The organism is Roseomonas sp. SRI_022 (assembly GCF_057586215.1).
The window spans coordinates 1-24,124 of the sequence record NZ_JBYCZL010000009.1 but is presented as its reverse complement, the minus strand read 5'-3'; the positions used below and the strand labels follow the sequence as shown (position 1 = coordinate 24,124).

The 24,124-nt window shown below is 71.3% G+C and carries 21 protein-coding genes and 1 other RNA gene; 16 read left to right on the top strand and 6 right to left on the bottom strand.

Annotated features, from left to right (window positions below; all coding sequences use genetic code 11):
* Positions 1–582 precede the first annotated feature (582 nt).
* Positions 583–1,908, top strand: a complete 1,326-nt coding sequence (locus tag AC2YHJ_RS10805; RefSeq protein WP_487395937.1) for a TldD/PmbA family protein — start codon at positions 583–585, stop codon at positions 1,906–1,908.
* A 77-nt stretch (positions 1,909–1,985) separates the two neighbouring features.
* Positions 1,986–3,446, top strand: a complete 1,461-nt coding sequence (gene rfaE1, locus AC2YHJ_RS10800) for a D-glycero-beta-D-manno-heptose-7-phosphate kinase (protein ID WP_487396182.1) — start codon at positions 1,986–1,988, stop codon at positions 3,444–3,446.
* Here the strand turns inward: rfaE1 and AC2YHJ_RS10795 are convergent.
* The 3 genes from AC2YHJ_RS10795 to AC2YHJ_RS10785 are packed head-to-tail and all read right to left on the bottom strand — an operon-like array spanning position 3,443 to position 5,548.
* Positions 3,443–3,823, bottom strand: a complete 381-nt coding sequence (locus AC2YHJ_RS10795) for a hypothetical protein (RefSeq protein WP_487395936.1) — start codon at positions 3,821–3,823, stop codon at positions 3,443–3,445. The two genes, rfaE1 and AC2YHJ_RS10795, sit on opposite strands and share 4 nt — an antisense overlap.
* Positions 3,824–3,828: 5 nt before the next feature.
* The gene (locus tag AC2YHJ_RS10790) at positions 3,829–4,533 is read right to left on the bottom strand and encodes a lysozyme inhibitor LprI family protein (RefSeq protein ID WP_487395934.1); all 705 of its coding nucleotides are present in this window, start codon (positions 4,531–4,533) and stop codon (positions 3,829–3,831) included.
* 37 nt (positions 4,534–4,570) lie between these two features.
* On the bottom strand, positions 4,571–5,548 hold the full coding sequence (locus tag AC2YHJ_RS10785; protein WP_487395933.1) for a Bug family tripartite tricarboxylate transporter substrate binding protein: 978 nt from the start codon (positions 5,546–5,548) through the stop codon (positions 4,571–4,573).
* A gap of 118 nt (positions 5,549–5,666) precedes the next feature.
* On the opposite strand from AC2YHJ_RS10785, the gene AC2YHJ_RS10780 reads away from it, so the two are divergent.
* The 6 genes from AC2YHJ_RS10780 to AC2YHJ_RS10755 all read left to right on the top strand — a co-directional run bounded on the left by AC2YHJ_RS10780 (position 5,667) and on the right by AC2YHJ_RS10755 (position 11,463).
* On the top strand, positions 5,667–6,875 hold the full coding sequence (locus AC2YHJ_RS10780; protein WP_487395932.1) for a CaiB/BaiF CoA transferase family protein: 1,209 nt from the start codon (positions 5,667–5,669) through the stop codon (positions 6,873–6,875).
* 241 nt (positions 6,876–7,116) lie between these two features.
* The gene (locus tag AC2YHJ_RS10775; RefSeq protein WP_487395931.1) at positions 7,117–8,022 is read left to right on the top strand and encodes a DUF808 domain-containing protein; all 906 of its coding nucleotides are present in this window, start codon (positions 7,117–7,119) and stop codon (positions 8,020–8,022) included.
* 43 nt (positions 8,023–8,065) lie between these two features.
* Positions 8,066–9,205 carry an acyl-CoA dehydrogenase family protein gene (locus AC2YHJ_RS10770; RefSeq protein ID WP_487395930.1) on the top strand — a complete coding sequence of 380 codons (1,140 nt, stop codon included), beginning with the start codon at positions 8,066–8,068 and terminating at the stop codon, positions 9,203–9,205.
* A complete protein-coding gene (locus AC2YHJ_RS10765; protein WP_487395928.1) occupies positions 9,205–10,215 on the top strand; it encodes an acyl-CoA dehydrogenase family protein in 1,011 nt (336 codons plus the stop codon). The genes AC2YHJ_RS10770 and AC2YHJ_RS10765 overlap by 1 nt, the downstream gene beginning before the upstream one ends.
* On the top strand, positions 10,212–11,015 hold the full coding sequence (locus tag AC2YHJ_RS10760) for a crotonase/enoyl-CoA hydratase family protein (protein ID WP_487395927.1): 804 nt from the start codon (positions 10,212–10,214) through the stop codon (positions 11,013–11,015). The genes AC2YHJ_RS10765 and AC2YHJ_RS10760 overlap by 4 nt, the downstream gene beginning before the upstream one ends.
* A gap of 37 nt (positions 11,016–11,052) precedes the next feature.
* On the top strand, positions 11,053–11,463 hold the full coding sequence (locus tag AC2YHJ_RS10755) for a DUF1428 domain-containing protein (RefSeq protein ID WP_487395925.1): 411 nt from the start codon (positions 11,053–11,055) through the stop codon (positions 11,461–11,463).
* 8 nt (positions 11,464–11,471) lie between these two features.
* Here the strand turns inward: AC2YHJ_RS10755 and AC2YHJ_RS10750 are convergent, their stop codons facing one another.
* Positions 11,472–14,318, bottom strand: a complete 2,847-nt coding sequence (locus AC2YHJ_RS10750) for an AsmA family protein (protein ID WP_487395924.1) — start codon at positions 14,316–14,318, stop codon at positions 11,472–11,474.
* Positions 14,315–17,917 carry a hydantoinase B/oxoprolinase family protein gene (locus AC2YHJ_RS10745; RefSeq protein WP_487395922.1) on the bottom strand — a complete coding sequence of 1,201 codons (3,603 nt, stop codon included), beginning with the start codon at positions 17,915–17,917 and terminating at the stop codon, positions 14,315–14,317. Before AC2YHJ_RS10745 ends, AC2YHJ_RS10750 begins: the two co-directional genes overlap by 4 nt.
* 150 nt (positions 17,918–18,067) lie before the next feature.
* Between AC2YHJ_RS10745 and AC2YHJ_RS10740 the strand changes: the two genes are divergently transcribed.
* From AC2YHJ_RS10740 to AC2YHJ_RS10730, 3 genes are read left to right on the top strand one after another with little or no spacing between them, the layout of a single operon-like run.
* The gene (locus tag AC2YHJ_RS10740; protein WP_487395921.1) at positions 18,068–18,835 is read left to right on the top strand and encodes a TerB family tellurite resistance protein; all 768 of its coding nucleotides are present in this window, start codon (positions 18,068–18,070) and stop codon (positions 18,833–18,835) included.
* 8 nt (positions 18,836–18,843) lie between these two features.
* Positions 18,844–19,515: an N-acetylmuramoyl-L-alanine amidase gene (locus tag AC2YHJ_RS10735; protein ID WP_487395919.1), complete on the top strand. Its 672-nt coding sequence runs from the start codon at positions 18,844–18,846 to the stop codon at positions 19,513–19,515.
* Positions 19,466–20,074: a nucleotidyltransferase family protein gene (locus AC2YHJ_RS10730; RefSeq protein WP_487395917.1), complete on the top strand. Its 609-nt coding sequence runs from the start codon at positions 19,466–19,468 to the stop codon at positions 20,072–20,074. Before AC2YHJ_RS10735 ends, AC2YHJ_RS10730 begins: the two co-directional genes overlap by 50 nt.
* 13 nt (positions 20,075–20,087) lie before the next feature.
* Here AC2YHJ_RS10730 and AC2YHJ_RS10725 read toward each other — a convergent pair whose 3' ends face one another.
* A complete protein-coding gene (locus AC2YHJ_RS10725; protein ID WP_487395916.1) occupies positions 20,088–20,348 on the bottom strand; it encodes a DUF1127 domain-containing protein in 261 nt (86 codons plus the stop codon).
* Positions 20,349–20,462: 114 nt separating this feature from the next.
* Between AC2YHJ_RS10725 and AC2YHJ_RS10720 the strand changes: the two genes are divergently transcribed.
* The 5 genes from AC2YHJ_RS10720 to ftsL form a co-directional block, all read left to right on the top strand.
* Positions 20,463–21,365: a LysR substrate-binding domain-containing protein gene (locus AC2YHJ_RS10720; protein WP_487395914.1), complete on the top strand. Its 903-nt coding sequence runs from the start codon at positions 20,463–20,465 to the stop codon at positions 21,363–21,365.
* Positions 21,366–21,401: 36 nt separating this feature from the next.
* An RNA gene (rnpB, locus tag AC2YHJ_RS10715) (RNase P RNA component class A) lies at positions 21,402–21,804 on the top strand.
* Positions 21,805–22,352: 548 nt separating this feature from the next.
* The gene (locus AC2YHJ_RS10710) at positions 22,353–22,826 is read left to right on the top strand and encodes a division/cell wall cluster transcriptional repressor MraZ (protein ID WP_487395913.1); all 474 of its coding nucleotides are present in this window, start codon (positions 22,353–22,355) and stop codon (positions 22,824–22,826) included.
* Complete coding sequence (gene rsmH / locus AC2YHJ_RS10705) at positions 22,823–23,761, top strand: 16S rRNA (cytosine(1402)-N(4))-methyltransferase RsmH (RefSeq protein WP_487395912.1); 939 nt, start codon at positions 22,823–22,825, stop codon at positions 23,759–23,761. The genes AC2YHJ_RS10710 and rsmH overlap by 4 nt, the downstream gene beginning before the upstream one ends.
* On the top strand, positions 23,758–24,124 hold a 367-nt coding region (gene ftsL, locus AC2YHJ_RS10700; protein WP_487395911.1), incomplete at its 3' end, for a cell division protein FtsL. The genes rsmH and ftsL, both read left to right, overlap by 4 nt.

Here is a 24,124-nt window from a genome sequence, read left to right as displayed (position 1 = left end):
TTTTATGGGCGCGACAGGGGTTGGGGGCTTCCTGGTAGGGGGCCGGCTGCGGACGCTGCCGCCAAACGGAGTGCTGCCGGACCGCCGTCCGTGGAGGCGAATGCGGCTGTGGCGAGGCTCAAGATGCGTTCCTGTCCCATGGACGACGGCACGCCGAAAGCGGTTCAACTCCTGCCTATTGAGCATGCCTACTTCGCTGACGACTCGCACTAGATGGCAGCCACACGGGAGCGATGGACGCGGGCATCGGGACAAGCCCTGATCCATCTCGACTGACCGACGCGCGATGAGGTGTACCCGCCGGCGAGCGATGCATGGCGAAGGCGGTTCTGAAGCTCTCGAGGCGGCGCCGGCGCTGCTCGACCGGGTCATCATCGGCCCCGGCCAGCAGCCGGATGATCCGCCGGAAACTGAGCTGGTGGGGTACCTCATGGCCTTGCTTGAGGCGCGGAGGCACCCAGTTGGACAGCGCGGACGATATTGCTACTGGCACCGTCACAGCCTTTTCGTCAGGTTCGGCAGAGGCGGGTAAGGGGGAGGTGTTCCTCCCCCGTCTTTCTTTATCTCCCTTGGGAAACGACGATGGATCGCCTCACCCGCCTTGCCGACCTGATCGCCGCCGCGAAGCGTGCCGGTGCCGATGCCGCCGATGCGCTGATCGTCGCCTCCACCTCGCTGTCGGTGCGGCGCCGCCTTGGTGCGATCGAGCAATTGGAGCGCTCCGAGGGCTTCGACCTCGGCCTGCGCGTCTTCATCGGCCAGCGCGTGGCGATCGTTTCCTCCACCGACGCGGACCCGAAGGGCTTCGCCGCGCTCGCCGAGCGCGCCGTCGCCATGGCGCGCGTGGTGCCGGAGGACCCCTTCGCCGGCCTGCCGGTCGCGGTGCCGGTCGCGGCCCATGACCTCGACCTCGCCGATGCCGAGGAGCCCAGCGCCGAGGCATTGCTCGCCCGCACCGCGGCGGCCGAGGAAGCCGCGCTGGCCGTAGCCGGCATCACCAATTCGGATGGCGCCGATGCCGGTTGGGCGCGGCACGAGATCGCCCTGGTCGGGTCCAATGGCTTCGCCGGGACCTATGCGCGGACCTCGCATTCCATCTCGACCACCGCGGTGGCGGGGACCGGCACGGGGATGGAGCGGGACTACGACTGGTCCTCGACCGTGCATTTGGCCGATCTCGGCGACCCCGTGGCGATCGGGCGGCGGGCGGCGGAACAGGCGGTGCGGCGGCTGAACCCGACCCGGCCGAAGACCGCTCGCATCCCGGTCGTGTTCGACCAGCGCGTGGCGGGCAGCCTGCTGGGCCATCTGTCCGGCGCGATCAATGGCGCGGCGGTGGCGCGCGGGACCTCCTTCCTGAAGGACCGGATGGGGGACCAGGTACTCGCCAAGGGGCTGGTGGTGCGCGACGACCCGCTGCGGCGGCGCGGCCTGCGGTCCCGGCCCTTCGATGGAGAAGGCATGCCGGGCGAGGGTCGCGTGGTCGTCGGCGACGGCGTGCTGAAGACTTGGCTGCTGGATTGGCGGTCGGCGCGGCAATTGGGGCTGGCCTCGACCGGCCACGCCAGCCGGGGCACCGGCGGGCCGCCGGGGCCGGGGGCGACCAATCTCTGGCTCGAAGCGGGCAGCGTCACGCCCGAAGCGCTGATGGCCGATATCAAGGAAGGTCTTTACGTCACCGACCTGATCGGGATGGGCGTGAACGGTGTGACTGGGGACTACAGCCGGGGCGCCTCGGGCTTCATGATCCGCAATGGCGAACTGGCCGAAGCGGTCAGCGAACTGACCATCGCCGGTAACCTTCGCGACATCTTCCTGAACATGACCCCGGCCGATGACCTGGAATTCCGCCGCGGGACCGACAGCCCAACCGTGCGGATCGAGGGCCTGACCATGGCAGGCGCATGACCGTTATCTTGCATCGCAACACGCGGCTGGGTTAGGGCTTCCGCATGACAGGCCCCGTGTCCGACGGCGACCGGCCGATGCCGGAAATCCCCGTATCCGAACTGGCGGAGGCCATCCGCGGCCTGCGGCGGGCGTCCGTCCTCGTGGTCGGCGACGCCATGCTGGACCGTTACGTCTACGGCTCGGTCCGCCGCATCAGCCCCGAGGCCCCGGTGCCGGTGCTGGCGGTGGAACGCGAGGTCGCCATGCCCGGCGGTGCGGGCAACGTGGTGCGCAACCTGACCGCGCTGGGTGCTGCGGTGGCATTCGTGTCCGTGGTGGGCGACGACCAGGCCGGCAGTGACCTGACCGGGCTGATTGGTGGCCAGCCGGGCGTCGAGCCGTGGCTGCTGGTGCAGGGCGGCCGCCACACCACGACCAAGACGCGCTTCATCGCCAATGGCCAGCACATGCTGCGCGCGGATCAGGAAGTGGTGCAGGGCATCCACCCGCGCCTCGCCGACCGCATGGTGAAGATCGCCGGCGACGCGGTGGCGGCGACGACCGTGTTGGTGCTGTCCGACTACGGCAAGGGCGTGCTGGACGGGGAGACGTCGAAGCGCCTGATCGACGCCGCCCATGCCGCCGGACGACCCGTCGTGGTGGACCCGAAGGGGCGCGATTATGGCCGCTATGCCGGGGCGGACCTGATCACGCCGAACCGCGCCGAACTGTCGGAAGCCACCGGCATGCCGGTCGCGACCGAGGACCAGATCCTCGATGCCATGCGCACGCTGCGCGATGCGCACGGCTTCCGCGCCGTGCTGGTCACGCGCAGCGAGGACGGCATGACGCTGCTCGAAGGCGACATCGTCCACCATTTCCCCGCTGAGGCCGAGGAGGTGCACGACGTCTCCGGCGCCGGCGACACCGTGGTTTCGACGCTCTCGGCGGCGATGGCGTCCGGGCGATCGCTGCCGGTCGCGGCACGGCTCGCGAACATCGCGGCCGGCATCGTGGTCGGCAAGGTCGGTACGGCGGTGGTGCGGGAGGAAGAACTGGCCGAGGCGCTGACGCCCGAACGCGGCGCGCTGCGCAAGGTGATGTCCCGCGCCGCGGCGGCCGAGCAGGTGGAACGCTGGCGCCGCCGCGGCTGGCGCATCGGCTTCACCAATGGCTGCTTCGACCTGCTGCACCCCGGCCATGTGCATCTGCTGGAACAGGCGCGGTCCTGGTGCGACCGGCTGGTGGTCGGGCTGAATTCCGATGCCTCCGTGAAGCGGCTGAAGGGCCCGGCGCGGCCGATCCAGTCGGAGGCCGCGCGCGCGGCGGTGCTGGCCTCCCTCGCCACCGCCGACTGCGTGACCCTGTTCGAGGAAGACACGCCCGTCGAGCTGATCCGCCTGCTGAAGCCCGATGTGCTGGTGAAGGGTGCCGACTACACGGTGGACCAGGTGGTCGGCGGCGATATCGTGCAGGACTACGGCGGCGAGGTGCGTTTGGCGCAGTTGCTGCCGGGCAATTCGACGACCGCGACGGTGGCGCGGATCAAGGGCTAGAAGCCGCCCGGCCGTGCGGCCGGCGTGATCCCCGCATCGGTCACCATCAGGAACGGCAGGCGGCAGATGTCGATGCCGCGCCGTTCGATCCGGCGTCCATCATCCCGCACGACAGTCAGGTCGATCAGCGGCGCCTCGGCATAGTGGAAGGTCAGGGAGAACCCCGGCGGCAGCAGCCGTTCGTCGAGCCGGTCCCGGTAGTCGTCATCGCTCGCGGTGGTGCCGCTGACGAAGATGCTGCGGATCGTCCGCGAGGACTGATTGTCCACGCGGAAGACGCCGGCGCAGCCCGGCGGCAGTTCCTCGCTTCGCGATATGGCCGGCAGGGTCGCGACGATCATTGCGAGCAGGGCGAGGCTACACCGCGGCGCAGACATGCGCGTCAGCCGGCCGCCGCGCGCCGCCTGATCTCCGACTGCGTTTCCTCCATCGTCTCCTGCAGGCAATCGAGCGGCACGCGGCCCGCCGCCCGCGCGCAGGCCTCGCGCGCCGCAACGTAGCGCGCCAGCAGCGTCTCCAGCTCCGCCAACGCGGACGGGTTGCGGGCAAGCCTTGGGCGCGCCGCCTCGGCATCACGCACCACCGCCGCATCCATCTCCCGCATGCCGGGCGTCGCGCAGATCTGCGTCGCCGCCCAGCCGGCCGTGGCGGGGCAGGACACCGCGCGGAAGGTGGCGGGGGCGGCCGCCGGCGCGGGGGCGGGCTTGGCGCCGGGCGATGCGGCGGTGGTGGATGCCGCCCCCGGCGCCGCCTGGGCCAGCGCATCGAGGTCGCGTGAACGCGCGCGCATCACGCGGCGCAGGCAGGATTGTGCCTCCCGTGCCTGCGGGCCTTCACAGCCACGCCGTTCGGTGAGCCAGGCGCGCTGTTCGGCCTGCAGGCGGGTGCGGTCCTCGGGGCTGGCGCGCTCGGTCACCGTCCGCCAGGCGGCGGCGATGCGGCGGTCGAGTTCGGCAAGGTCGGCCTGGGTGCAGATCTGGCGCTCGTCCCAGGCACGGGCCTGGCGACAGTCGAAGGACGGGCCGGTCTGCGCCAGCGCAGGCAGCGGCAACAGGGCGAGGGCGGCAAGCATCAGGGCGCGGATCATGGCGCGCAGACCAGCACGCCCCGCGCCGGCGCGTCCATCACTCGATGGAAACACCGGCGGCCTGGACGACGACGCGCCACTTCTCGACCTCGCCGGCCAGGAAGGTCAGGGCGCGGCGCGGGCTGGTATCCGCCTCCGGCTCGATGCCGATGCCGAGAAGTTCCTGCTGGAAGGCGCTGTCCCCCATGACGCGGCGGGTCGCATCGGACAGCACCGCCATCACCTCCGGCGGCGTGCCGGCGGGCGCGGCAAGGATGTTGAAGGTGCTCGCCTCCGCCCCGGTAATGCCCTGTTCGGCGAGCGTGGGGATGTCGCGATCCACCGCGCTGCGTGTGGGGTGCATCACGCCGACGATGCGGATGCGGCGGTCGCGGTGCAGCTCATATAACGTGCCGAAGGTATCGACCTGGAAGGCCGTGGTGCCGGCCACCAGGTCCTGGATCGCCGGGCCGGAGCCGCGATAGGGGATGTGCTCGGCGCGCAGTTCTCCCGCGCGGGCGAGGAACAGCGCGCCCGCCAGGTGATTGGACGTGCCGACGCCCGACGAACCGTAGGACAGCGCGCCCGGCCGTTCCCGGAGCTTCGCCACCAGTTCCGCCGTCGTGCGCGCCCCGGTCTGCGGCCCGACGCCGAGCACGAAGGGCACCACGCCGAGCAGCGAGATCTGCTCGAAATCCTTCACCGGGTCGTAGAGCGGCCGGCGGTACACCAACGGGCTGGTCAGCGCCGAGGACGACGCATGGAAGATCAGCGAATACCCATCCGGGCGCGACCGCGCGACATCCTGCGCGCCGAGCATCCCGCCGGCGCCGGCCTTGTTCTCGATCACCACGGTCTGGCCGAGCGCGCGCTGGAAGCGGTCGACGAAGCGCCGCGCGAAGACATCGGTCGGCCCGCCCGGTGCGAAGGGAACGACGACGCGCACGGCCCGCGACGGAAAGCGGTCCTGCGCGCGCAGCGACGGTGCGGCGACAAGCGTGGCGGCGGCGGTCATCGCGGCCCGGCGATGCAACATGGTGATCCTCCCGAATTCGTTGCGCGCATCCTGCTATGCGGCGGACGGGCGCGCCAGCCGGGCTTTGCGCCGCGCCCGTCCTGCGCCACCCTGCGGCATGATTCCGAAGGGAGGAAACATGGTCGGCGCCCTGGACGGCCTGCGCGTGATCGATCTGACGCGGGTGGTGGCCGGACCGCTCTGCGCGCAGATGCTGGGCGACCTCGGCGCCGATATCGCCAAGGTCGAACGGCGCGGCGATGGCGACGATTTGCGCGCGCTCGGCCCGCCCTTCGTGCCGGGGACCGACGACAGTGCCTATTTCGTCACGCTGAACCGCAACAAGCGGTCGGTCTCCGTCGACTTCTCCAAGCCCGAAGGGGCTGCGATCCTCAAGCGCATGGTCGCGAACGCCGATGTGCTGATCGAGAATTTCCGCCCCGGCACCCTCGCCCGCTACGGCCTTGGCTACGACGACTTGCGCGCGATCAATCCGCGCCTGATCTACTGCTCGGTCACCGGCTTCGGCCAGTCCGGACCCTATGCCGGGCGCTCGGGCTACGACTTCGTTGCCCAGGCCATGGCCGGGCTGATGGAAGTGACGGGGGAGGCCGATGGCACACCCGGCGGCGGGCCGCAGCGCGTCGGCGTGCCGGTCGCCGACATGTTCACCGGCTTCGCCGCGGCCGTGTCCATCCTCGCCGCGCTGCGTCACCGCGACGCGACGGGCGAAGGCCAGGCGATCGACGTGAACCTGTTCGAGACCATGGCGTCCCTGATGCAAGCGCCGATGTCCTCCTGGCTGAATGCCGGGCGGCTGTTCCCGCGCAGCGGCAATGACAGCCCCGTCGCCGTCCCCTACGGCGTCTTCGACGGCTCGGACGCGAAATTCGTCATCGGCGTGCTGAACGATCGCGAATTCGTGCGGCTGGCCGCGGCACTCGGCCACCCCGAATGGTCGGAGGACCCGCGCTTCAAGCGTGCGCGCGACCGCGCGGAACACCGCGCCGCGCTGCTCGACCGCATGCGCACCCTGCTGAGGACGCGCCCACGCGCCGAATGGCTGGAGAAGCTGGAGGAAGCGAAGATCACCTCCGGCCCCATCAACACCGCCCAGGATTTCGAGGCCGATCCGCATGTCGCGGCGCGCGGGTCCATCATCGAGATCCCGCACCATGCGGGTCGGACGGTGCGCGTCGTCGCTTCCCCGCTGCATCTGTCGGCGACGCCGGCAACGGTGCGGCACGGCATCCCGGCGCCAGGCGGCGACACCGATGCGGTGCTGACGGAGTTTGCCGGCATGTCGCCGGAGGAGATCACAAAGGCGCGGCAGGCCGGGATCGTGTGAGGCGCGTTGGAGAGGGGCGCCGCCCCTCTCCAAACCTCTCCCCGCCAAATGCCAGTGGCATTTGGAATGCCGATTCCTGGCGCCGGGCTCGCCGCCAATTCCCCGCGGTCCAGGGGGCCGCTGCCCCCTGGCGGGGTGGTCTGGAGGGGCAGCGCCCCTCCAGTAGGCTCTCGTGGCGACGACGCAACCGTGCCTGTGCCATGATGCGCCGCATCAAGCGCAAGCAGCCGGGAATCACCGCATGAGCACAGGCCTTCTGGCACTGCTGGACGACGTTGCCGCCATCGCCAAGGTCGCGGCGGCCTCGATCGACGATATCGCTGCACAATCCGTCAAGGCCGGAGCCAAGGCGGCGGGTGTGGTGATCGACGATGCCGCGGTCACGCCGCGCTACGTCGTGGGCTTCGACGCGAAGCGCGAACTACCGATCATCGGGCGCATCGCACTCGGCTCGCTGTTCAACAAGTTCGTCATCCTGCTGCCGACGGCCCTGCTGCTCTCGGCCTTCGCGCCCTGGCTCATCACGCCGCTGCTGACGCTGGGCGGCATCTACCTGTGCTTCGAAGGTGCGGAGAAGGTGCTGGAATGGATGCGCCCCCATCCCGAACAGGCGCAATCCTCCACCGTGCCGATGGATGCGAAGCAGTTGGAGGACACGCGCGTGAGGGGCGCGATCAAGACCGACTTCATCCTCTCGGCCGAGATCATGGCCATCGCGCTCGCGACCATGCCGGCAGCGAATGTCTGGACGCAGGCGGCAGCACTCGCCGTTGTCGGCCTCGGCATCACGGTCGGCGTCTATGGCGTCGTCGCGATGATCGTGAAGGCGGATGACGTGGGTGCGGCGATGGTACGCCGCGGCATGGGCTCCGGCGCGCTGCTGGTGCGCGGCATGCCGAAGGTGCTCAAAGTGCTGTCCATCGTCGGCACCGTCGCGATGATCTGGGTCGGCGGCGGCATCATCCTGCACGGGCTGGAAGTCTTCGGCCTGACCGCGCCGGCGCATTGGGTGCATGGTGCGGGGCTGGCGGTGGGCGGTGGCTTCGTCGGCTGGGTGGTGGAAGCCGGGCTGTCCGGCGTCGTCGGGCTCGCGGTCGGCGTGGCGGTCATTCCGGTGCTGTCGCGCCTGCTCGGCAAGGGGCATTGACGCCGCGCGATCCACGGGGAGGATCACGGCGGGAGTAAACGCCATGACCGGATTGCGCTTCGACCTTCGAGACCCGCCGCCAGGGGCCACCGCCCTGCGCACCGAGGTCCGCGCCTTCATCGCCGAGCATGAAGGGAAATGGACACCCGACGTCCGCGCCCGGTCCTGGATGGGCTTCGACCGCGACTTCACTCGCGCGGTCGGTGCCAAGGGCTGGATCGGCATGTGCTGGCCGAAGCCGTATGGCGGGGGCGAGCGCAGCTTCCTCGATCGCAACATCGTGCTGGAGGAAATGCTCGCCGCCGGCGCGCCGGTCGGCGCGCATTGGATCGGGGACCGCCAATCCGGCCCGCTGATCCTGCGCCTGGGCACCGAGGCGCAGCGGCAGAAGTTCCTGCCGAAGATCACCACGGGCGAATACGCCTTCTGCATCGGGCTGTCGGAACCGGATTCCGGATCGGACCTCGCATCGCTGCGCACGCGGGCGGATCGCGTCGATGGCGGGTGGAAGCTGAATGGGCGGAAGATCTGGACCACCTTCGGCCATCTCTGCGACTGGATGATCGCGCTGGTGCGGACCTCACCTGCGCCGGAAGGCGGGTCGAAGCACCAGGGCCTGTCGCAGGTGCTGGTGGACCTCAAGGCGCCGGGCGTGACCATCCGCCCGATCCGCGACCTGGTCGGCGAGAAAGGCTTCAACGAGATCACCTTCGACGACGTCATGCTGCCCGAGGACGCGCTGGTCGGGCAGGAGGGCGCGGGCTGGGCGCAGGCGACGAGTGAGCTGGCCTTCGAACGGTCTGGGCCGGATCGCTACATGTCGTCCCACCCGCTGCTGGAAGCAGGGATCGCGGCACTGCGCGACGACCCCGCTGCCGCGGCGACGCTCGGCCGCCAGGTCGCTCGGCTGTGGACGCTGCGGTCCATGTCCACCGCCGTCGCCGGCATGCTGCAGGAAGGCGAGGACCCGCTGCGCCAGGCGGCGCTGGTGAAGGACCTCGGCAACGACTTCGAACAGGGCCTGCCGGACCGCATGCGCGACGTGATCGACACGGATGCGATGCCCGAGGAGATGCGGCGCATGCATGCCTACCTGACGCAGATCGTGCCGACCTTCTCGTTGCGTGGCGGCACGCGGGAAATCATGCGCGGCATCATCGCGCGCGAATTGGGGCTGCGGTGATGGCTGATTCGATCGGGGTGGAACTCGCCGAGCAGGCGACCCGCGCGCTGGACGATGCGGGCGGCGTCGAGACGCTACGCCGCGTCGAGGACGGCGCGTTTCCGGACAGCATCTGGGATACGGTGCAGGACCTCGGCCTTGCCGCCGCGCTGATGCCGGAGGATCGCGGTGGCGCCGGGCTCGGCTTCCTCGACATCGTGCCGCTGCTGGAGGCACTGGGCCGCGCCGGAGCGCCTGTGCCTCTGGCGGAAGGCATCGGCGCCGCTGCGCTGCTGTCGGCCGCCGGGATCGAAGCGCCGGGCGGCGTGCTGACCTTCGCCGCCACCGGTGCCGCCGTGCCCTGGGGGCGCCACGCCGCGCATGTCGCGCTGGTCGACGGTGCGCGCGTCGCGCTGTATTCCGCCGCCGCGTTGCGCTGGCGTGAAGGAACCAACACCGCGCGGGAGGCGCGCGACCTGCCGGAGATCACCGGCGCGCCGATCGCCGAGGGTACGCTGCCCAATGCCTGGGGTGCCGAGGCCGCGCTGTCCGTCACCGCCCTGCTGCGTGCCGCGCAGATCGCCGGTGCGATGTCTGCCGCGCTGGCGCTCGCCGTCGAGCACGCCAATACCCGCAAGCAGTTCGGGCGGCCAATCGGGCGCTTCCAGGCGGTGCAGCAGCAATTGGCGGTCTTCGCGGCGGAGACCTCCGCCGTCTCGGTCGCCGCCGCTGCCGCCGCGCGTGCAGCCGACCGGCGTGGCGTGGCCGGCGCCGCCTTCGAGATCGGCTGCGCCAAGGTCACCGCCGGGGAGGCCGCCGCGAAGGGTGCGGCCATCGCCCACCAGGTGCTCGCCGCCATGGGCATCACCGAGGAACATTCACTGCATCACCTGACGCGCCGCCTGTGGTCCTGGCGCGAGGAAGGCGGCACCGAACGCTTCTGGTCCGCGCGCCTCGGCGCGCTTGTGCAGGGCACGCAAGGCCCGCTCTGGACCTTCATCACCGACCGCGACGAGGAACCCGCCGCATGACCGACTTCCTGAAGATCGACCGCGACGGACATGTCGTGACGCTGACGCTGAACCGGCCGGAGAAGCGCAACGCGATCTCCTCGGCCGAGGAATGCGCCGAGGTCGCCGATGCCTGCCGCGCGCTGAATCGCGACGGCGATGTGCGCGTGGTGATCGTGACCGGCGCCGGCACATCCTTCTGCGCCGGCGGCGACCTCAAGGGCATGCGCGACCGCACCGGCATCACCAAGGGCGACACCGGCGCCGAGATGCGGGAATCCTACCGCTTCGGCATCCAGATGATCCCGCTCGCGCTGTATGAGATGGACGTGCCCACCATCGCCGCGATCAACGGCCCGGCAATCGGCGCGGGGCTCGATCTTGCCTGCATGTGCGACATTCGCCTCGCATCGGAAACCGCGCGCTTCGCGGAATCCTTCGTGAAGGTCGGCATCGTGCCGGGCGATGGCGGGGCCTATCTGCTGCCGAAGGTCGTCGGCATGTCGAAGGCGCTGGAGATGTCGCTGACCGGCGACGCGATCAACCCGGCCGAGGCGCTGGCCTGCGGCCTGGTGTCGAAGGTCGTCGCCCCCGACCAGCTGCTGCCCGCGGCACGCGAGATGGCCGCGCGGATCGCGGTGAACCCACCCCAGGCGGTACGCCTGACCAAGCGCCTGCTGCGCGAGAGCCAGCACATGCGCCTGTCCTCGCTGCTGGAAATGTCGGCGGCCTACCAGGCGCTCGCCCACGGCACGCGCGACCATCGCGAGGCGGTGGACTCGATGCTGGAGAAGCGCGCGCCGTCCTTCGAAGGGCGGTGACCGGCCAACCGACCACCCTGAAGGTGAGGTGTGCGTCGTGACCTACGTCGATGGATATCTCGCTCCCGTTCCCGCGCAGCGGAGGGAAGCCTTCATCGCCCTGGGCAGGCGGACAGGTGCGATCCTCAAGGAATACGGCGCGCTGCGCATCGTCGAGTGCTGGATCGACGATGCGTCGGGCGACGACAGCCAGTATCACGGGGCCGATGCGCGCGAGGACCTCGCCGACCGGACACCGGCCATGATGACCACCTTCGCGCAGGCGATGCGGCTTCAGCACGGTGAGGCGGTCGTCCTCTCCTGGACCGAATGGCCCGACAAGGAGACGCGGGACAAGGGCCTGGCGGCGGCCATGGCCGACCCGCGCATGCAGATGGCGGGCGAGGAGCCGATCTTCGACGGGAAGCGACTCATCGCGTCAGGGTTCATCCCCATTCTGGACCTCTGAGGCGCGCGTCACTGCGTCGCCCGCCAGCGCGCCCAATCCGCCAGTTCCGGCTGCCGCCGCGGCGCGTCGGCGGGCCCGGTCACGCGCAGCGCCACGGCGGGCGCTTCGGCCGGTGGCGGCTGGACCGTGAAGCGCAGATCCACCGTCTCGCGCCGCAGGTCGAGGCTGCCTTCGATTGCGCCGGAAACGCCGCCTTCCCCGGCGATGCGCACGCCATCCAGCGTCACCACGCCGGCAGCGGCGCGCCAGCCGCCTTCCAGGCGTTCCAGCGCGGTGGCGCCGCCGGCCAGAGCCTCGCGCATGCCCGCTTCGGCCTGGGCTGAATCCTCGATGGCCGCGGCATTCACCACCTCGCGCAGCGCGACGCCGGCCAGCACGCCATCGACCAGCGCGAAGCGGCCTTCCCCGGACAGGCTGCCGAGCAGTGCGGCAGGGGCGTGCCCGGTCGCGGTGAAGCGCCCCTGCGCCTCGACCCGTCCCGAGGCCATGTCGATCGGCAGGCCGAACAGAGGCCGCGTCAGCGCCGCCCCGGTCAGCCCCAGCGAGGCCGACAACACCGGCGGCACGGCCGCCACATCGAGGCCAAGCGTGCCTTCCAGCGCCCCACCGCCGAGCCGGGCGCGGATCTCCTCCAGCGCCAGCCTGCCGCCATCCAGCCGCAGCCTGGCGGCCACGTCATTCAGCGCGGGAAGGTCCGGGGCGATGAGTTCGGCGGCCTCGACCGCGAGTTCCGCATCGAAGGCGCCGAGCACCCCGAAGCCAAGCGGATCATTGTCGCGCAGCGAAAGGTCCGGCAGCGGCAGCCGTTCCGCCGCCAGCCGCCCGGTCAGGCGCGGCCGCACGGCATCAAGCGCGACGGCGAGCTGACCCCGCGCACGCAGCCCCCCCGCGACCAGGTCGAGATTTTCCGCCGACACCCCGGCCGCCCCACCGGCCAGCGTCGCGATCAGGGAGAAGGACCCCTCCCCCAGCCAGTCCGGCCGTTCCCGCGCGCCGAGCAGCACGGCGAGGCGCGGCGCGCCGGGGTGACGCAGCGTCAGGTTGCCGGTGAGGCGGCCCTGGGTCAGGTTCAGCGTCGTCTGGCCGTCGAAGCGCAGTTCGCCGAGTTCGCCCTCGGCCGCCAGCGCCAAGGCGTCGGACGGCCCGCCGCCGGTGACGCGCAGGCGCAGCGGCTGCGCGGCCAAGGCATCCGGCAGCGCGGCCAGCGGCGCGGCCATGGTCGCCAGCCCGGCGGCGGAAGCGCCGGCGACCTCCAGCACCAGGTCGCCGAAGCGCGGCGCCGCACCCGTCGCGAGGCTGCCGGCCAGCGTCACATCCGCCCCGCCGATCTGCGCGGAGGCGCGCCGCAGGCCGATGCGTCCGCTTTCCATCACCGCGTCGATCGCGGCACGCGCGGCGGTCACGCCGCCCCAGACCACCGTCTCGGCCGCCAGGCGCAGATTGGCGTCGATCGCCGCACCACCGCGCAGCAGCAGCGCCCAGTCCTCCGCCGGCGACAGCAGCCCATCCAGCACCAGCCGATCCACCGTCAGCCCCAGGCCGAGCGCCGGCCTTGCGCCGAAGCGATACACCCCGGCACCGCTGACCCGCGCGCCATCCAGCGTGGCGGCGAGTTCCGGCACGCCGAGTTGCGTCGCTTCCAGCACCAGCCGCGCCCGCCCATCGAAGGCGCGCAGCCGGGACGGGTCGAACCGATCCACCGGCAGGCCGAAGGCGGCGATGGTGGCGCGCAGGCTCGGGCCGGTGAAGCGCAGGGCGAGTTCCAGCCGATCCCCGGCGGTCGCGCCTGCCGCCTCGATCTCCGCCTCCCCGGGCAGCACGGCGGAAATGTCGGTCAGGGTGATCCGCTCGCCCTCGCGGAACACGCCGCCGCGCAGCCGCCGGATGGTTTGGCCGCGAAAGGATGCCACCTCGGCCGAAAGGTCGAGCCCGACCGGCAGCGGCGGGCTCTGTGCGCCGCGCAGCGCAGCGATCCAGGCGTCGAGGTCGATCCGCGCCAGCGCCAGCGCGATGTCGAGCCGCGGTTCCGGGCGGAAGCGGAAGGTCGTGGCCCCGCGCCCTGTCACGCCGCCGAGGTCGAGTGCCAGGTCGTCGGCCGCCGCCACCTCTCCGGTCACGCTGACGCGCCCGGTGGCGCGGAAGGGGCCGGACGGGGCAGCCATCAGCAGGGCAAGGTCGCTGCCCGAGGCCTCGATGCGCCCCTCGAAGCCGCCTTCCGCGACCAGGGCGCCGCGTGCCGAGACGGCCGCGCCCTGCGCCGCGACCGACAGGTCGAGCGTCGCCACGCCATCGAAGCCCGGCCGCCCCAGCACTGCCTCGAAGCGCGCCGCGCCGCCGCGCCAGGTGAAGCTGCCCTCGGTTCGGATGGCATCGAGCGGGCCGGGTGCGGCGAGCCGCGCCGAGACGCCATCCAGCACGACGCCGCCGACCTCGATGCGGCTGTCCTCGATGCGGGCGTCGAAGCCGGTCAGCCAGGGCGGCGGGCGCAGCGCGCCGATGCTCGCGGGCGGCCATGGCAGGCGGATCTCGGCGCCGACCAGCACGAGGTCGCGCGGTTCCAGCCGCCCGGACAGCAGCGGCGTGAGGCCGAGCCGCAGCCGCAGCACCCGCGCGGCGACGCCGAGTGTCTCGCCATCTTCCTCCCCGACGCGGACCGCATCGGCTTCCAGCATCGGCTGCGGCAACAGCGTGACGCGCAGCGGGCCTTCCACGGTGACGGGACGGCCAAGCCGGGCGGAAGCGATGGCGGCGACGCGGCCGCGCTGCGCTTCCCAGTCGAACAGGCGCGGCCCGAACCACGCCGCCAGCAGCAGCGCGATGGGCAGCAACAGCAGGAGGAGGAAGCGCTTCCTCACCCGGTCGCCGCCCCCCATCCACCACCGCCGGGCGTCTCGAGGCCGAAGACATCGCCGGGGGCGAGGCTGGCGCGGTCGCTGCCCTTCAGCGTCTCGACCCTGCCATCGCCGCGTTCGACCCATTGCCGCCCGGCCGCGCCATCCGCCCCGCCGTGCAGGCCGTGCGGTGCGACGGTGCGGCGGGAAGCGACGATGACTGCTTCCATCGGGCGCAGGAAGCGGATGCGACGGCGCGACCCGTCGCCGCCGCGCCACTGACCGGCGCCGCCGGAGCCGCGGCGGATCGAGAATTCCTCGAGCCGCACGGGGTAGCGGAGTTCCAGGATCTCCGAGTCGGTCATGCGCGTGTTGGTCATGTGGGTCTGCACCGGGCCGGTGCCGTTGAAGCCTGGGCCGGCGCCGATGCCGCCGCAGACTGTCTCGTAATACTGGTAGGTCGCGTCGCCAAACAGGACGTTGTTCATCGTCGCCTGGGCCGAGGCGCAGGCGTCGAGCGCGGCGAGCACGGCGTTGCAGGTCATCTGGCTGACCTCGGTGTTGCCCGCAACGACCGCGGCACCCGGACGGGGCGAAAGGAACGTGCCCTCGGGGATGACGATCTCCAGAGGCTTGAGGCAGCCGTCGTTGAGCGGGATGTCCTCCCCCACCAGGCAGCGGAAGCAGTAGAGCACCACGGCGCGGCAGACGGCGCTTGGCGCGTTGAAATTGTCGGGTCGCTGCGGGCCGGTGCCGGTGAAGTCGATCACCGCGCGACGGTTGGCGTGGTCCACGCGCACCGCGACCTTGAGCGGCGTGCCGTCGTCGATGGTGGTCTCGAAGGTGCCGTCGGGCAGGCGTTCGAGTACGCGGCGGACGGATTCCTCAGCATTGTCCATCACATGCTTCATGTAGGCGCGCACGGTCGCCAGGCCGAATTCCGCGACGGCGCGTTGCAGCTCCTGCACCGCCTTCTCGTTGGAGGCGACCTGCGCCTTGATGTCGGCGACGTTCACGTCCGGGCTGCGGGCGGGATACTTCGCGCCGGCGAGGATGGCGCGGAACTCGGTCTCGCGGATGGTGCCGCCATCGACCAGCAGGAAGTCGTCGATGACGACGCCTTCCTCCTCCAGCGCCCTCGATCCCGGCGGGGTCGAGCCCGGCGTCAGGCCGCCAATGTCGGCGTGATGGCCACGGCTGCCGACGAAGAACAGGACCTCTCGCCCTGCTTCGTCGAAGACCGGCGTGATGACGGTGATGTCGGGCAGATGCGTGCCACCATTGGACGGGTTGTTCAGCGCCACCACGTCGCCCGGCTTCAGCGTCGTGCTGCGGGACCGGATGACGGTGCGCACGCTTTCGCCCATTGCGCCGAGATGCACCGGCACGTGCGGCGCGTTCGCCACCAGATAGCCCTGCGCGTCGAAGATGGCGCAGGAGAAGTCGAGCCTCTCCTTGATGTTCACCGAGAGCGAGGTGTTCTGCAGCACCGCGCCCGCCTGCTCGGCGACGTTCATGAACAGGTTGTTGAACAGTTCGAGCATCACCGGATCGGGCCGGTCGCTCGTCGCCGCCAATGCCGCTGCGCGCGGCGATGTCCGCCGCAACACCAGGTGATCGAGCGCGGTGAGTTCCGCCGTCCAGCCGGGCTCGACCACGGTGGTGGCGATCGCCTCGCGGATCAGGGCGGGGCCGGGGATCCGGTCGCCCACCAGCAGCGCGCCACGGTCGAACAGCGGCGCGGCATGGGCGGCGCCGTCGGACCACATCTCGACCGTGTCGATCGGCGCCGGTGCGCCATCGCCGCGCGCCGGCAGGGTGGGTTCGACGACGCGCTCGCCGGGCATGGTGACCTCGGCGATGCAGGCTTCGACGATCACCTGGCGTTCGGGGGTGGCGAAGCCGAAGCGGCGGCGATGCGCATCCGTGAAGGCGGCGAGCACGGTCGCATGGTCGCCGAAGACGACGGGCAGGAAGGCGTCGGTGCCGGCGTAGCGCAGATGCAGGCGGCGCGCGGCCTTGAGGCGCGACGCGCCGGCGCCCTGGCGCACCAGTTCCTCGCGGCCCTGGTCGACCAGCGCGTCCAATCGCGTGGCGAGGTCATTCATGCCGTCGGGGGACAACGGTGCTTCCACCGCGCCTTCGCGGATCGCCGCCTGATCGGCGAGGCCCATGCCATAGGCGGAAAGCACGCCGGCGAAGGGATGGATGAAGACCGTCTCCATCCCGAGCGCATCGGCGACCAGGCAGGCATGCTGCCCGCCTGCGCCGCCGAAGCATTGCAGGGCGAAGCGCGTGGCGTCGTGGCCCTTCTGGATGCTGACCTGCTTGATGGCGTTGGCCATGTTGGCAACGGCAATGCGCAGGAAGCCTTCCGCGACGCGGCGGGGGTCCTGCTGCGTGCCGGTGGCGGCCGCGATCTCGGCGGCCAGCGCGGTGAACTTCTCCCGCACGATGGCGGCATCCAGCATCTGATCGCCATCCGGGCCGAAGATCGCCGGGAAGTGCTTCGGTTGGATCTTGCCGACCATGACGTTCGCGTCCGTCACGGCGAGCGGCCCGCCGCGGCGATAACAGGCCGGCCCCGGCACGGCGCCCGCGCTGTCCGGCCCGACGCGCATGCGCGCGCCGTCGAAATGCAGGATCGATCCGCCGCCGGCCGCGACCGTGTTGATCGCCATCATCGGCGCGCGCATGCGCACGCCCGCGACCTCGGTTTCGAAGGCGCGCTCGAACTCGCCGGCGTACAGCGCGACATCGGTGCTGGTGCCGCCCATGTCGAAGCCGATGATGCGGTCGAACCCGCCCATCGCCGCGGTGCGCGCCGCGCCGACGATGCCGCCGGCGGGGCCGGACAGGATCGCATCCTTGCCCTGGAAGCGGCCCGCCTCGGTCAGCCCGCCATTGGACTGCATGAAGTACAGCCGCACGCCCGGGAGTTCGGAGGCGACCTGATCGACGTAGCGCCGCAGCACGGGCGAGAGATACGCATCCACCACCGTGGTGTCGCCGCGCGGGACGATGCGCGGCAGCGGGCTCGCCTGGTGGCTCAGCGAGACCTGGGTGAAGCCTTCCTCCCGCGCGATGGCGCCGATGCGCCGTTCATGTGCCGGATGCGCCCAGGCATGCATCAGTACGATCGCCACGGCGCGGATGCCCGCCGCGTAGCCTTCCTTCAGAGCGGCGCGCGCGGCATCCTCGTCGAGCACTTCGATCTCGGCGCCATCCACCGCGACGCGGCCGCCGATCTCAGCGACGCGTTCATGCAGCAGTTCCGGCAAACGCACATCAAGGTCGAACAGGCGCGGCCGCGCCTGGTTGCCGATGCGCAGCATGTCCGCGAAGCCGCGATTGACGATCAGCAGCACCCGCTCACCCTTGCGCTCCAGCAGCGCATTGGTGGCGACGGTGGTGCCCATCTTCACCGCTTCGATCACGCCCTCGGGCACTGGGGCACCTGGGGCAAGGCCGAGCGTCTCCCGGATGCCGGCCACGGCAGCGTCACGGTAGCGTTCCGGATTCTCCGACAGCAGCTTGCGGGTGGACAGGCGGCCTTCCGGGTCGCGGGCAACGATGTCGGTGAAGGTGCCGCCGCGATCGATCCAGAACTGCCAACCCGCCATGAACACGCCCCCTTGCCGCGGCCCGTCGCAATCCCAAGGCAATAGAGAGACGCCGGACGGTGGGCAAGGCGCCGCCCCGCCCCCGCCGCGGGCGTCGTTACCCATCGCGGCCCGCCCGTGCTAGCACGGGCCTGGAGAGGTGCAGCAGGCGTGAGTTTCTTCGGCAAGATCCTCGGCAGCATGGTCGGTTTCGCCATGGGCGGGCCGTTCGGCGCGATGATGGGTGCGGCGCTCGGCCATGCCGCCGACCAGGGCGCCATTCCCGGCGCCGGCCGCATCCCGCCCAATGCCGCCGACATGGTCCATATGCTGGGCGGCAAGGAAAACCTGTTCTCCTTCGCCGTGGTGGTGCTCGCGGCGAAACTGTCCAAGGTGGACGGGCCGGTGAAGCGGGCGGAGATCGAAGCCTTCCGCCAGATGTTCCGCGTGCCCGACGAAGGGCTGCGCGATGTCGGCCGGCTGTTCGACCAGGCCCGCGAATCCGCCGAGGGCTGGGAACCCTTCGCGGAGAAGCTCGGCGAGGCCTTTTCCGACAACAAGGCGATGCTGGAGGACGTGCTCGCCGCGCTGGTGCGCATCGCCCGCGCCGATGGGCCGGTGACGCGCTACGAGGGCGACATGCTGCGCGGCATCCATGCCCGCTTCGGCCTCGACGCCGCGGCGTGGCAGCGTGCCAAGGGCGGCGCGCCGCGCGGCGTGTCCGCGCAGCAGATGGAGGACCCCTATCCGGTGCTCGGCCTGACGCGGGAGGCATCGGACGAGCAGGTCCGCACCGCCTGGCGGCAGTTGATGCGGGAGAACCACCCGGACAGCCTTGCGTCGCGTGGCGTGCCGGATGAATTCGTCAAGCGCGCCACGACCAAGGTGGCGGAAATCAACGCCGCCTGGGACAGGATCAAGCGGGAGCGCGGCCTCTGACCTCTCGCGTGATCGAGGCCCCCAGCTCCAACCACGACGACCGCCCGGCCGGCCTGCCCATCGACATGCTGGTGCTGCACTACACCGGCATGCGCAGCGGCGCCGAGGCGATCGACCGCTTGCGCGACCCGGCGGCCAAGGTCTCCTCCCACTATGTCGTCGAGGAGGATGGCCGCATCTTCCGCCTGGTGCCGGAACACCGCCGCGCCGCTCATGCCGGCGTGTCGCATTGGCGCGGGGCGGAGGCGCTGAACGGCCGCTCCATCGGCATCGAGATCGTCAATCCCGGCCATGAATGGGGCTATCGCGACTTCCCCGCGCTGCAGATGGCCGCGGTCTGCGACCTCTGCCTCGACATCCTCGGCCGGCATCCGATCCCGGCGCGCAACGTGGTCGCGCACAGCGACATCGCCCCCGACCGCAAGGAGGATCCGGGCGAGCTGTTCGACTGGCAGGGCCTCGCGGCGAATGGCGTCGGGCTGTGGCCGTCATCGGACCCGGCACCCGCGCCGCCCGATGATACGCTGCGCTTGCTCGGCGCCATCGGCTACCGCACCGACCTGCCGCTTTCCGTGTTGCTGACGGCCTTCCAGCGGCATTGGCTGCCGGGCCGGGCGGACGGCGTCGCCGATGACGCGACGCGGGCGCGGGTCGCGGCCGTCGCCGCGCTGTGCCGCTGAGGCGATGCGCGATGCGGCCGACCTCGCCCGTTACGTCGCCGGCCAGCCGTCGATGCTGGCGCCGCTCGCGACGGTCGCCGTGCATGGCCCGCCCGGGGCGTGGATCGGCGCGGGCTTCCTGCGCAACGCGGTGTGGGATGCGCTGAGCAGGCGCGATCCGGACGCGATCCCGCCGGCCGATCTCGACGTTGTGTTCCACGATGCGGTGGATGCCTCAGCAACGCGGGACGAAGCGGCGGAAGCCGCGCTCTGTGCCGCGGCACCCGGCCTGCCCTGGTCGGTGACGAACCAGGCGCGCATGCATGTCCGCAACCGCCATGCGCCCTATCGCGACGTCGCCGATGCGCTGGCGCATTGGCCGGAGACGGCGACGGCGATCGCCGCGCGGCTCGGCCCCGCGGGGGTCGAGATCCTCGCCCCGCATGGCCTCGCCGACCTTTTCGCGCTGGTCGCACGCCCGACGCCGGCGCATCGCGCGGATCCGGCGGCGATGCGGGCCCGCATCGCCGCCAAGGGCTGGCGCAGCCGCTGGCCCGGCCTTCAGGTGCTGCTGCGGTAGCGGCGCCCGCGCATCACCGGTCCCACCACGGCAACACCGGCGCCGCATGCTCACGCCCATGCCGGATCGCGCGCTGGGCGTCGCCGCGATCGATGCCGATGTCGCGCAGCATGCGATCGTCCATCTCCCCGATCAGTCGGGATGCCCGGCGGCGCTCCATCGCGTCCACCACCGTGAACCACAGGCGCATCAACGGCCCCGGCGCGTCGGTCGTGACGGGCCTGGCCGGAAGCCCTGCGGTCCGGAGGGGGTTGGCGATGCGTTCGACGGACATGGTCTGCTCCTGCGGCGCGGGGTTGTGGATGCGCCGTACCTGAAGCTTTGCGCACACGGCATGGCTCGCGGAAGCGCCTCGCATTCACGGCTGATGTGAGGAATACTCACGACCATGCGCCCGTCCCGCCTGCCCAGCATGGAACAGCTCCGCGCCTTCGACGCCGCGCTGCGCGCCGGTAGCTTCGGCCAGGCGGGCGTGATGCTCGGCCTGACCCACGGCGCCGTCAGCCGGCACATTGCAGCGCTTGAGGCGATGCTCGGCGCGCCGCTGTTCCGGCGCGGCCCGCGCGGGACGGAACCGACGGTCCTCGCCCGCCGCTATCATGCGGAGGTCGCGCCGCTGGTCGCCGGCATCGAGGACGCGACGCGCCGCGCCGCCGCGCGCCGGCGCCGCGCCCAGGATGCGACGGCCGAGGTGCGCATCGGCGTGGTGCCGACCTTCGCGGCGCGCTGGCTGCTGCCGCGCCTGCCGGACTTCCACGCCGCCCATCCCACCATCCGCGTCGATGTCGTGGCGACGATGGAATTGCAGGACCCGCAGCGCCACGGCCTCGACTTCCTGGTCCGCCACGGCATTCCGCCCTGGCCGGGGCTCGACGCCACGCTGCTGCGGCCGGAGACGCTGCGCCCGGTGCGCTCGCCCGCCTTCAGGCTGCGCGGCACGCCGTCGATCCGCGCCATCGCCGAGCGCCTGCCACTGATCTTCGACGTCAATCGCGACCACTGGGCCGCCTGGCTGGAGGCGGCGGGCTGGCGCGGCCCGCCGCCGACCAACGGCCCCGTCTTCAGCGACTTCAACCTGACGCTGGAGGCCGCCGCGGCTGGGATGGGCCTAGCGCTGACGCGCGGCGACCTCGCCGATCGCGAGATCGCGGAAGGGCGCCTGGTCTATGCGCATCCCTTCTCCGCGCCGGGGCCGCGCGCCCATCACCTCGCCAAGGCCGCCGGGCCGCTGCGCCAGCCGGCGCAGTTGTTGTGGGACTGGATGCGCGCGCGCGCCGCCGAGGCCGCTTGACGGCCGGCCACCGTGCGGCGCACACCCGGCGCGGCGTCAGACGGCTGGGCGGCCGCTGGTCCGCGAGCGATCGCGGGCTGGAGGAAAGTCCGGGCTCCACGGGACTACGGTGCCGGTCAACGACCGGCGGGGGCGACCCCAGGGAAAGTGCCACAGAGAACAGACCGCCCGGACGTCGCGAGACTTTCGGGCAAGGGTGAAACGGTGGGGTAAGAGCCCACCGCGCTTCCGGCAACGGCGGCGGCACGGCAAACCCCACCGGGAGCAAGGCCGAATAGGGGTGGACGGCGAGGCGCCGCAAGGCGTCGTCGCAGGGGCGGTCCCGCCCTTCCACCCGGGTTGGCCGCGCGAAGCCCGCAGCGATGCGGGCTCCAGAGGAATGGCCGCACAGGCCCGGCAACGGGCTGGACAGAACCCGGCTTACAGGCCGTCTGACGCTTCTCCACGGGCTCGCCGCCGCAAGGCGGCGAGCCCGTGAGTTTTTGTATGTCCCTCAAACGGCGGGCGGCCGGCATCCGCCGGCCTTGCCTTCGCGCCCTGCGCTGTTGCGCCGGGGGCAGCGGGCAGTCTGGGCGCGGTCGCGCTGTGCGCTCTGGCCCGATGCGGGCATCGGGCCGCTGTTTCCGACGGGTCATGGCGGCCTGTTCAGCGCCTTGCGGACCGCGGTCCGCGGCATCAGCGCGGCGAGGGCAACGAAACCGCTCGCCTTTCCTCCATCGATGATTCAGGCTGCGTCTTTAAGCGTCAGTAATCATGATGTTTTTCGTGCAACACATCGATATCGAAAGATTCTTTCACCCTTGCTGTCCCGCGATTTCCCATGTTATCCCATGTCATCCCGTGAGAGACCCAGGACGCTCGGGGGGGCGAGAGGGTCACGGAGCGGGATGGTCGGGCGAGCCGGCGGGGTCGGGGGGCCTCGCCGGCCGCTGAGCCGGAACGGAACAGGTTTCATTTGCGGCATCGCGGGGCCGTCAGCGGGGGGCGATGACCCAGTTCCTGGGCACGCACAAGGGCAAGTTGGACAAGAAGGGCCGCATCTCGGTTCCCGCCTCGTTCCGCGCTGTCCTCGAGGCCCTGGGCACCGGCGACATCGTGCTCTTCCCCTCCTTCCGCCATCCCTGCATCGAAGTCTGGCCAGCCCCCGCCTTCGCCGCGCTTTCGGCCGGGCACAGCAGCCTCGACATCTTCTCCGACGCCTCGGAAAACCTCGCCGGTGCGCTCTTCGCCCTGGCCCAGCCCGCGCGGCCGGATGGCGAAGGCCGGCTCGTGCTCTCCGACGACCTGATCGAGGAAGCCGGCCTGTCCGAAGGCATCACCTTCCTCGGCGCCAACCAGTGCTTCCAGATCTGGGACCCCGAACGCGCCGCCACCCACATCCGCGACGCCCGCGCCCGCGCGCGTGACTTCCGCCTGACGCTTCCCTCCCCCGCCCGCAGCACGGAAGGGGGCGCGGCATGACCGGCCACCTCCCCGTCATGCTGGGCGAAGTCCTCGCCAGCCTCGCCCTGCGCGATGACGCGACCTATCTCGACTGCACATTCGGCGGTGGCGGCTATGCCGCGGCTATCCTCGACTCCGCGCCGGGTTGCACGCTGTTCGCCATGGATCGCGACCCGGATGCCATCGCCCGAGGTGCCGCGCTCGCAGCGCGCTATGCGCCCCGGCTGCGCCTGATCGAAGGTCGTTTCGGGGACATGCTCGAACACCTCGCCGCGCATGGCGTGACGGCGCTCGACGGCGTCGTGATGGATCTCGGCGTCTCCTCCTTCCAGCTCGACGAGGCGGAACGCGGCTTCTCCTTCCGCGCCGACGGCCCGCTCGACATGCGCATGGAAAAGGACGGCCCCTCCGCCGCCGACCTCGTTAACACCCGCTCCGAGGCCGAGCTCGCCGACATCCTGTTCCATCTCGGCGAGGAACGTTTCGCCCGCCGCATCGCCCGCGCCATCGTCGAACGCCGCAAGGAACAGCCCTTCACCACCACCGGCGACCTCGCCGCGCTGGTGCGCTCCAAGGTGCCGCGCGACCCGTCGGGGATCGACGGCGCGACGCGTTCGTTCCAGGCGCTGCGCCTTGCGGTGAACGACGAACTGGGCGAAGTGGAGCGCGGCCTCGCGGCGGCGGCGAAGCTGCTCGCCCCGGGCGGGCGGCTCGTGGTCGTCGCCTTCCACTCGCTCGAAGACCGCATCGCCAAGCGCTTCATGGCCGGGGCCGCGGGCAAGTCCGGGGGCGCGTCACGACACGATCCCGCCGCGCTCACATCCCGTTCGGCGCCACGGTTCCGCCTGATCACATCCCGCGCGCTCCGCCCGACCGAGGCGGAGACCGCGACCAATCCCCGCGCGCGCTCGGCTCGCCTGCGCGCCCTGGAACGACTGGAGGAGGCCGCATGATCCGCCCCCTGACCCTCGTCACGCTTTGCGCCGCCGCCGGTGCGGGCCTTTACCTGTACCAGGTCAAGCATTCGGTATCGGAACTCGACCGGGAACTGCGCGACATCAACCGCCGCACCGAACAGGCGCGCGAGCGCACCCAGGTGCTGCGCGCCGAATGGGCGCTGCTGAACGAACCGGACCGGCTGCGCCAGGTGGCGCAGCGCCACCTGCCGCTCGATGCCATGACGCCCGCGCAATTCGTGCGCCTGGGGGAGATCGAGCGTCGCCTGCCGAATGCGCGGCAATTCGCCGGCCCGCCCTCGCTCTTCGCGCCGACCGAACCGCCGGGCGACGGCAGCGCGACCGCCATGGCCATCGCGA

Bases quoted from the DNA above. Each gene is read 5' to 3' on its own strand.
- AC2YHJ_RS10805 (WP_487395937.1), top strand. From the start codon at position 583: ATGGATCGCCTCACCCGCCTTGCCGACCTGATCGCCGCCGCGAAGCGT.
- rfaE1 (WP_487396182.1), top strand. From the start codon at position 1,986: ATGCCGGAAATCCCCGTATCCGAACTGGCGGAGGCCATCCGCGGCCTG.
- AC2YHJ_RS10795 (WP_487395936.1), bottom strand. From the start codon at position 3,823: ATGTCTGCGCCGCGGTGTAGCCTCGCCCTGCTCGCAATGATCGTCGCG.
- AC2YHJ_RS10790 (WP_487395934.1), bottom strand. From the start codon at position 4,533: ATGATCCGCGCCCTGATGCTTGCCGCCCTCGCCCTGTTGCCGCTGCCT.
- AC2YHJ_RS10785 (WP_487395933.1), bottom strand. From the start codon at position 5,548: ATGTTGCATCGCCGGGCCGCGATGACCGCCGCCGCCACGCTTGTCGCC.
- AC2YHJ_RS10780 (WP_487395932.1), top strand. From the start codon at position 5,667: ATGGTCGGCGCCCTGGACGGCCTGCGCGTGATCGATCTGACGCGGGTG.
- AC2YHJ_RS10775 (WP_487395931.1), top strand. From the start codon at position 7,117: ATGAGCACAGGCCTTCTGGCACTGCTGGACGACGTTGCCGCCATCGCC.
- AC2YHJ_RS10770 (WP_487395930.1), top strand. From the start codon at position 8,066: ATGACCGGATTGCGCTTCGACCTTCGAGACCCGCCGCCAGGGGCCACC.
- AC2YHJ_RS10765 (WP_487395928.1), top strand. From the start codon at position 9,205: ATGGCTGATTCGATCGGGGTGGAACTCGCCGAGCAGGCGACCCGCGCG.
- AC2YHJ_RS10760 (WP_487395927.1), top strand. From the start codon at position 10,212: ATGACCGACTTCCTGAAGATCGACCGCGACGGACATGTCGTGACGCTG.
- AC2YHJ_RS10745 (WP_487395922.1), bottom strand. From the start codon at position 17,917: ATGGCGGGTTGGCAGTTCTGGATCGATCGCGGCGGCACCTTCACCGAC.
- AC2YHJ_RS10730 (WP_487395917.1), top strand. From the start codon at position 19,466: ATGACGCGACGCGGGCGCGGGTCGCGGCCGTCGCCGCGCTGTGCCGCT.
- AC2YHJ_RS10725 (WP_487395916.1), bottom strand. From the start codon at position 20,348: ATGTCCGTCGAACGCATCGCCAACCCCCTCCGGACCGCAGGGCTTCCG.
- AC2YHJ_RS10720 (WP_487395914.1), top strand. From the start codon at position 20,463: ATGCGCCCGTCCCGCCTGCCCAGCATGGAACAGCTCCGCGCCTTCGAC.
- AC2YHJ_RS10710 (WP_487395913.1), top strand. From the start codon at position 22,353: ATGACCCAGTTCCTGGGCACGCACAAGGGCAAGTTGGACAAGAAGGGC.
- rsmH (WP_487395912.1), top strand. From the start codon at position 22,823: ATGACCGGCCACCTCCCCGTCATGCTGGGCGAAGTCCTCGCCAGCCTC.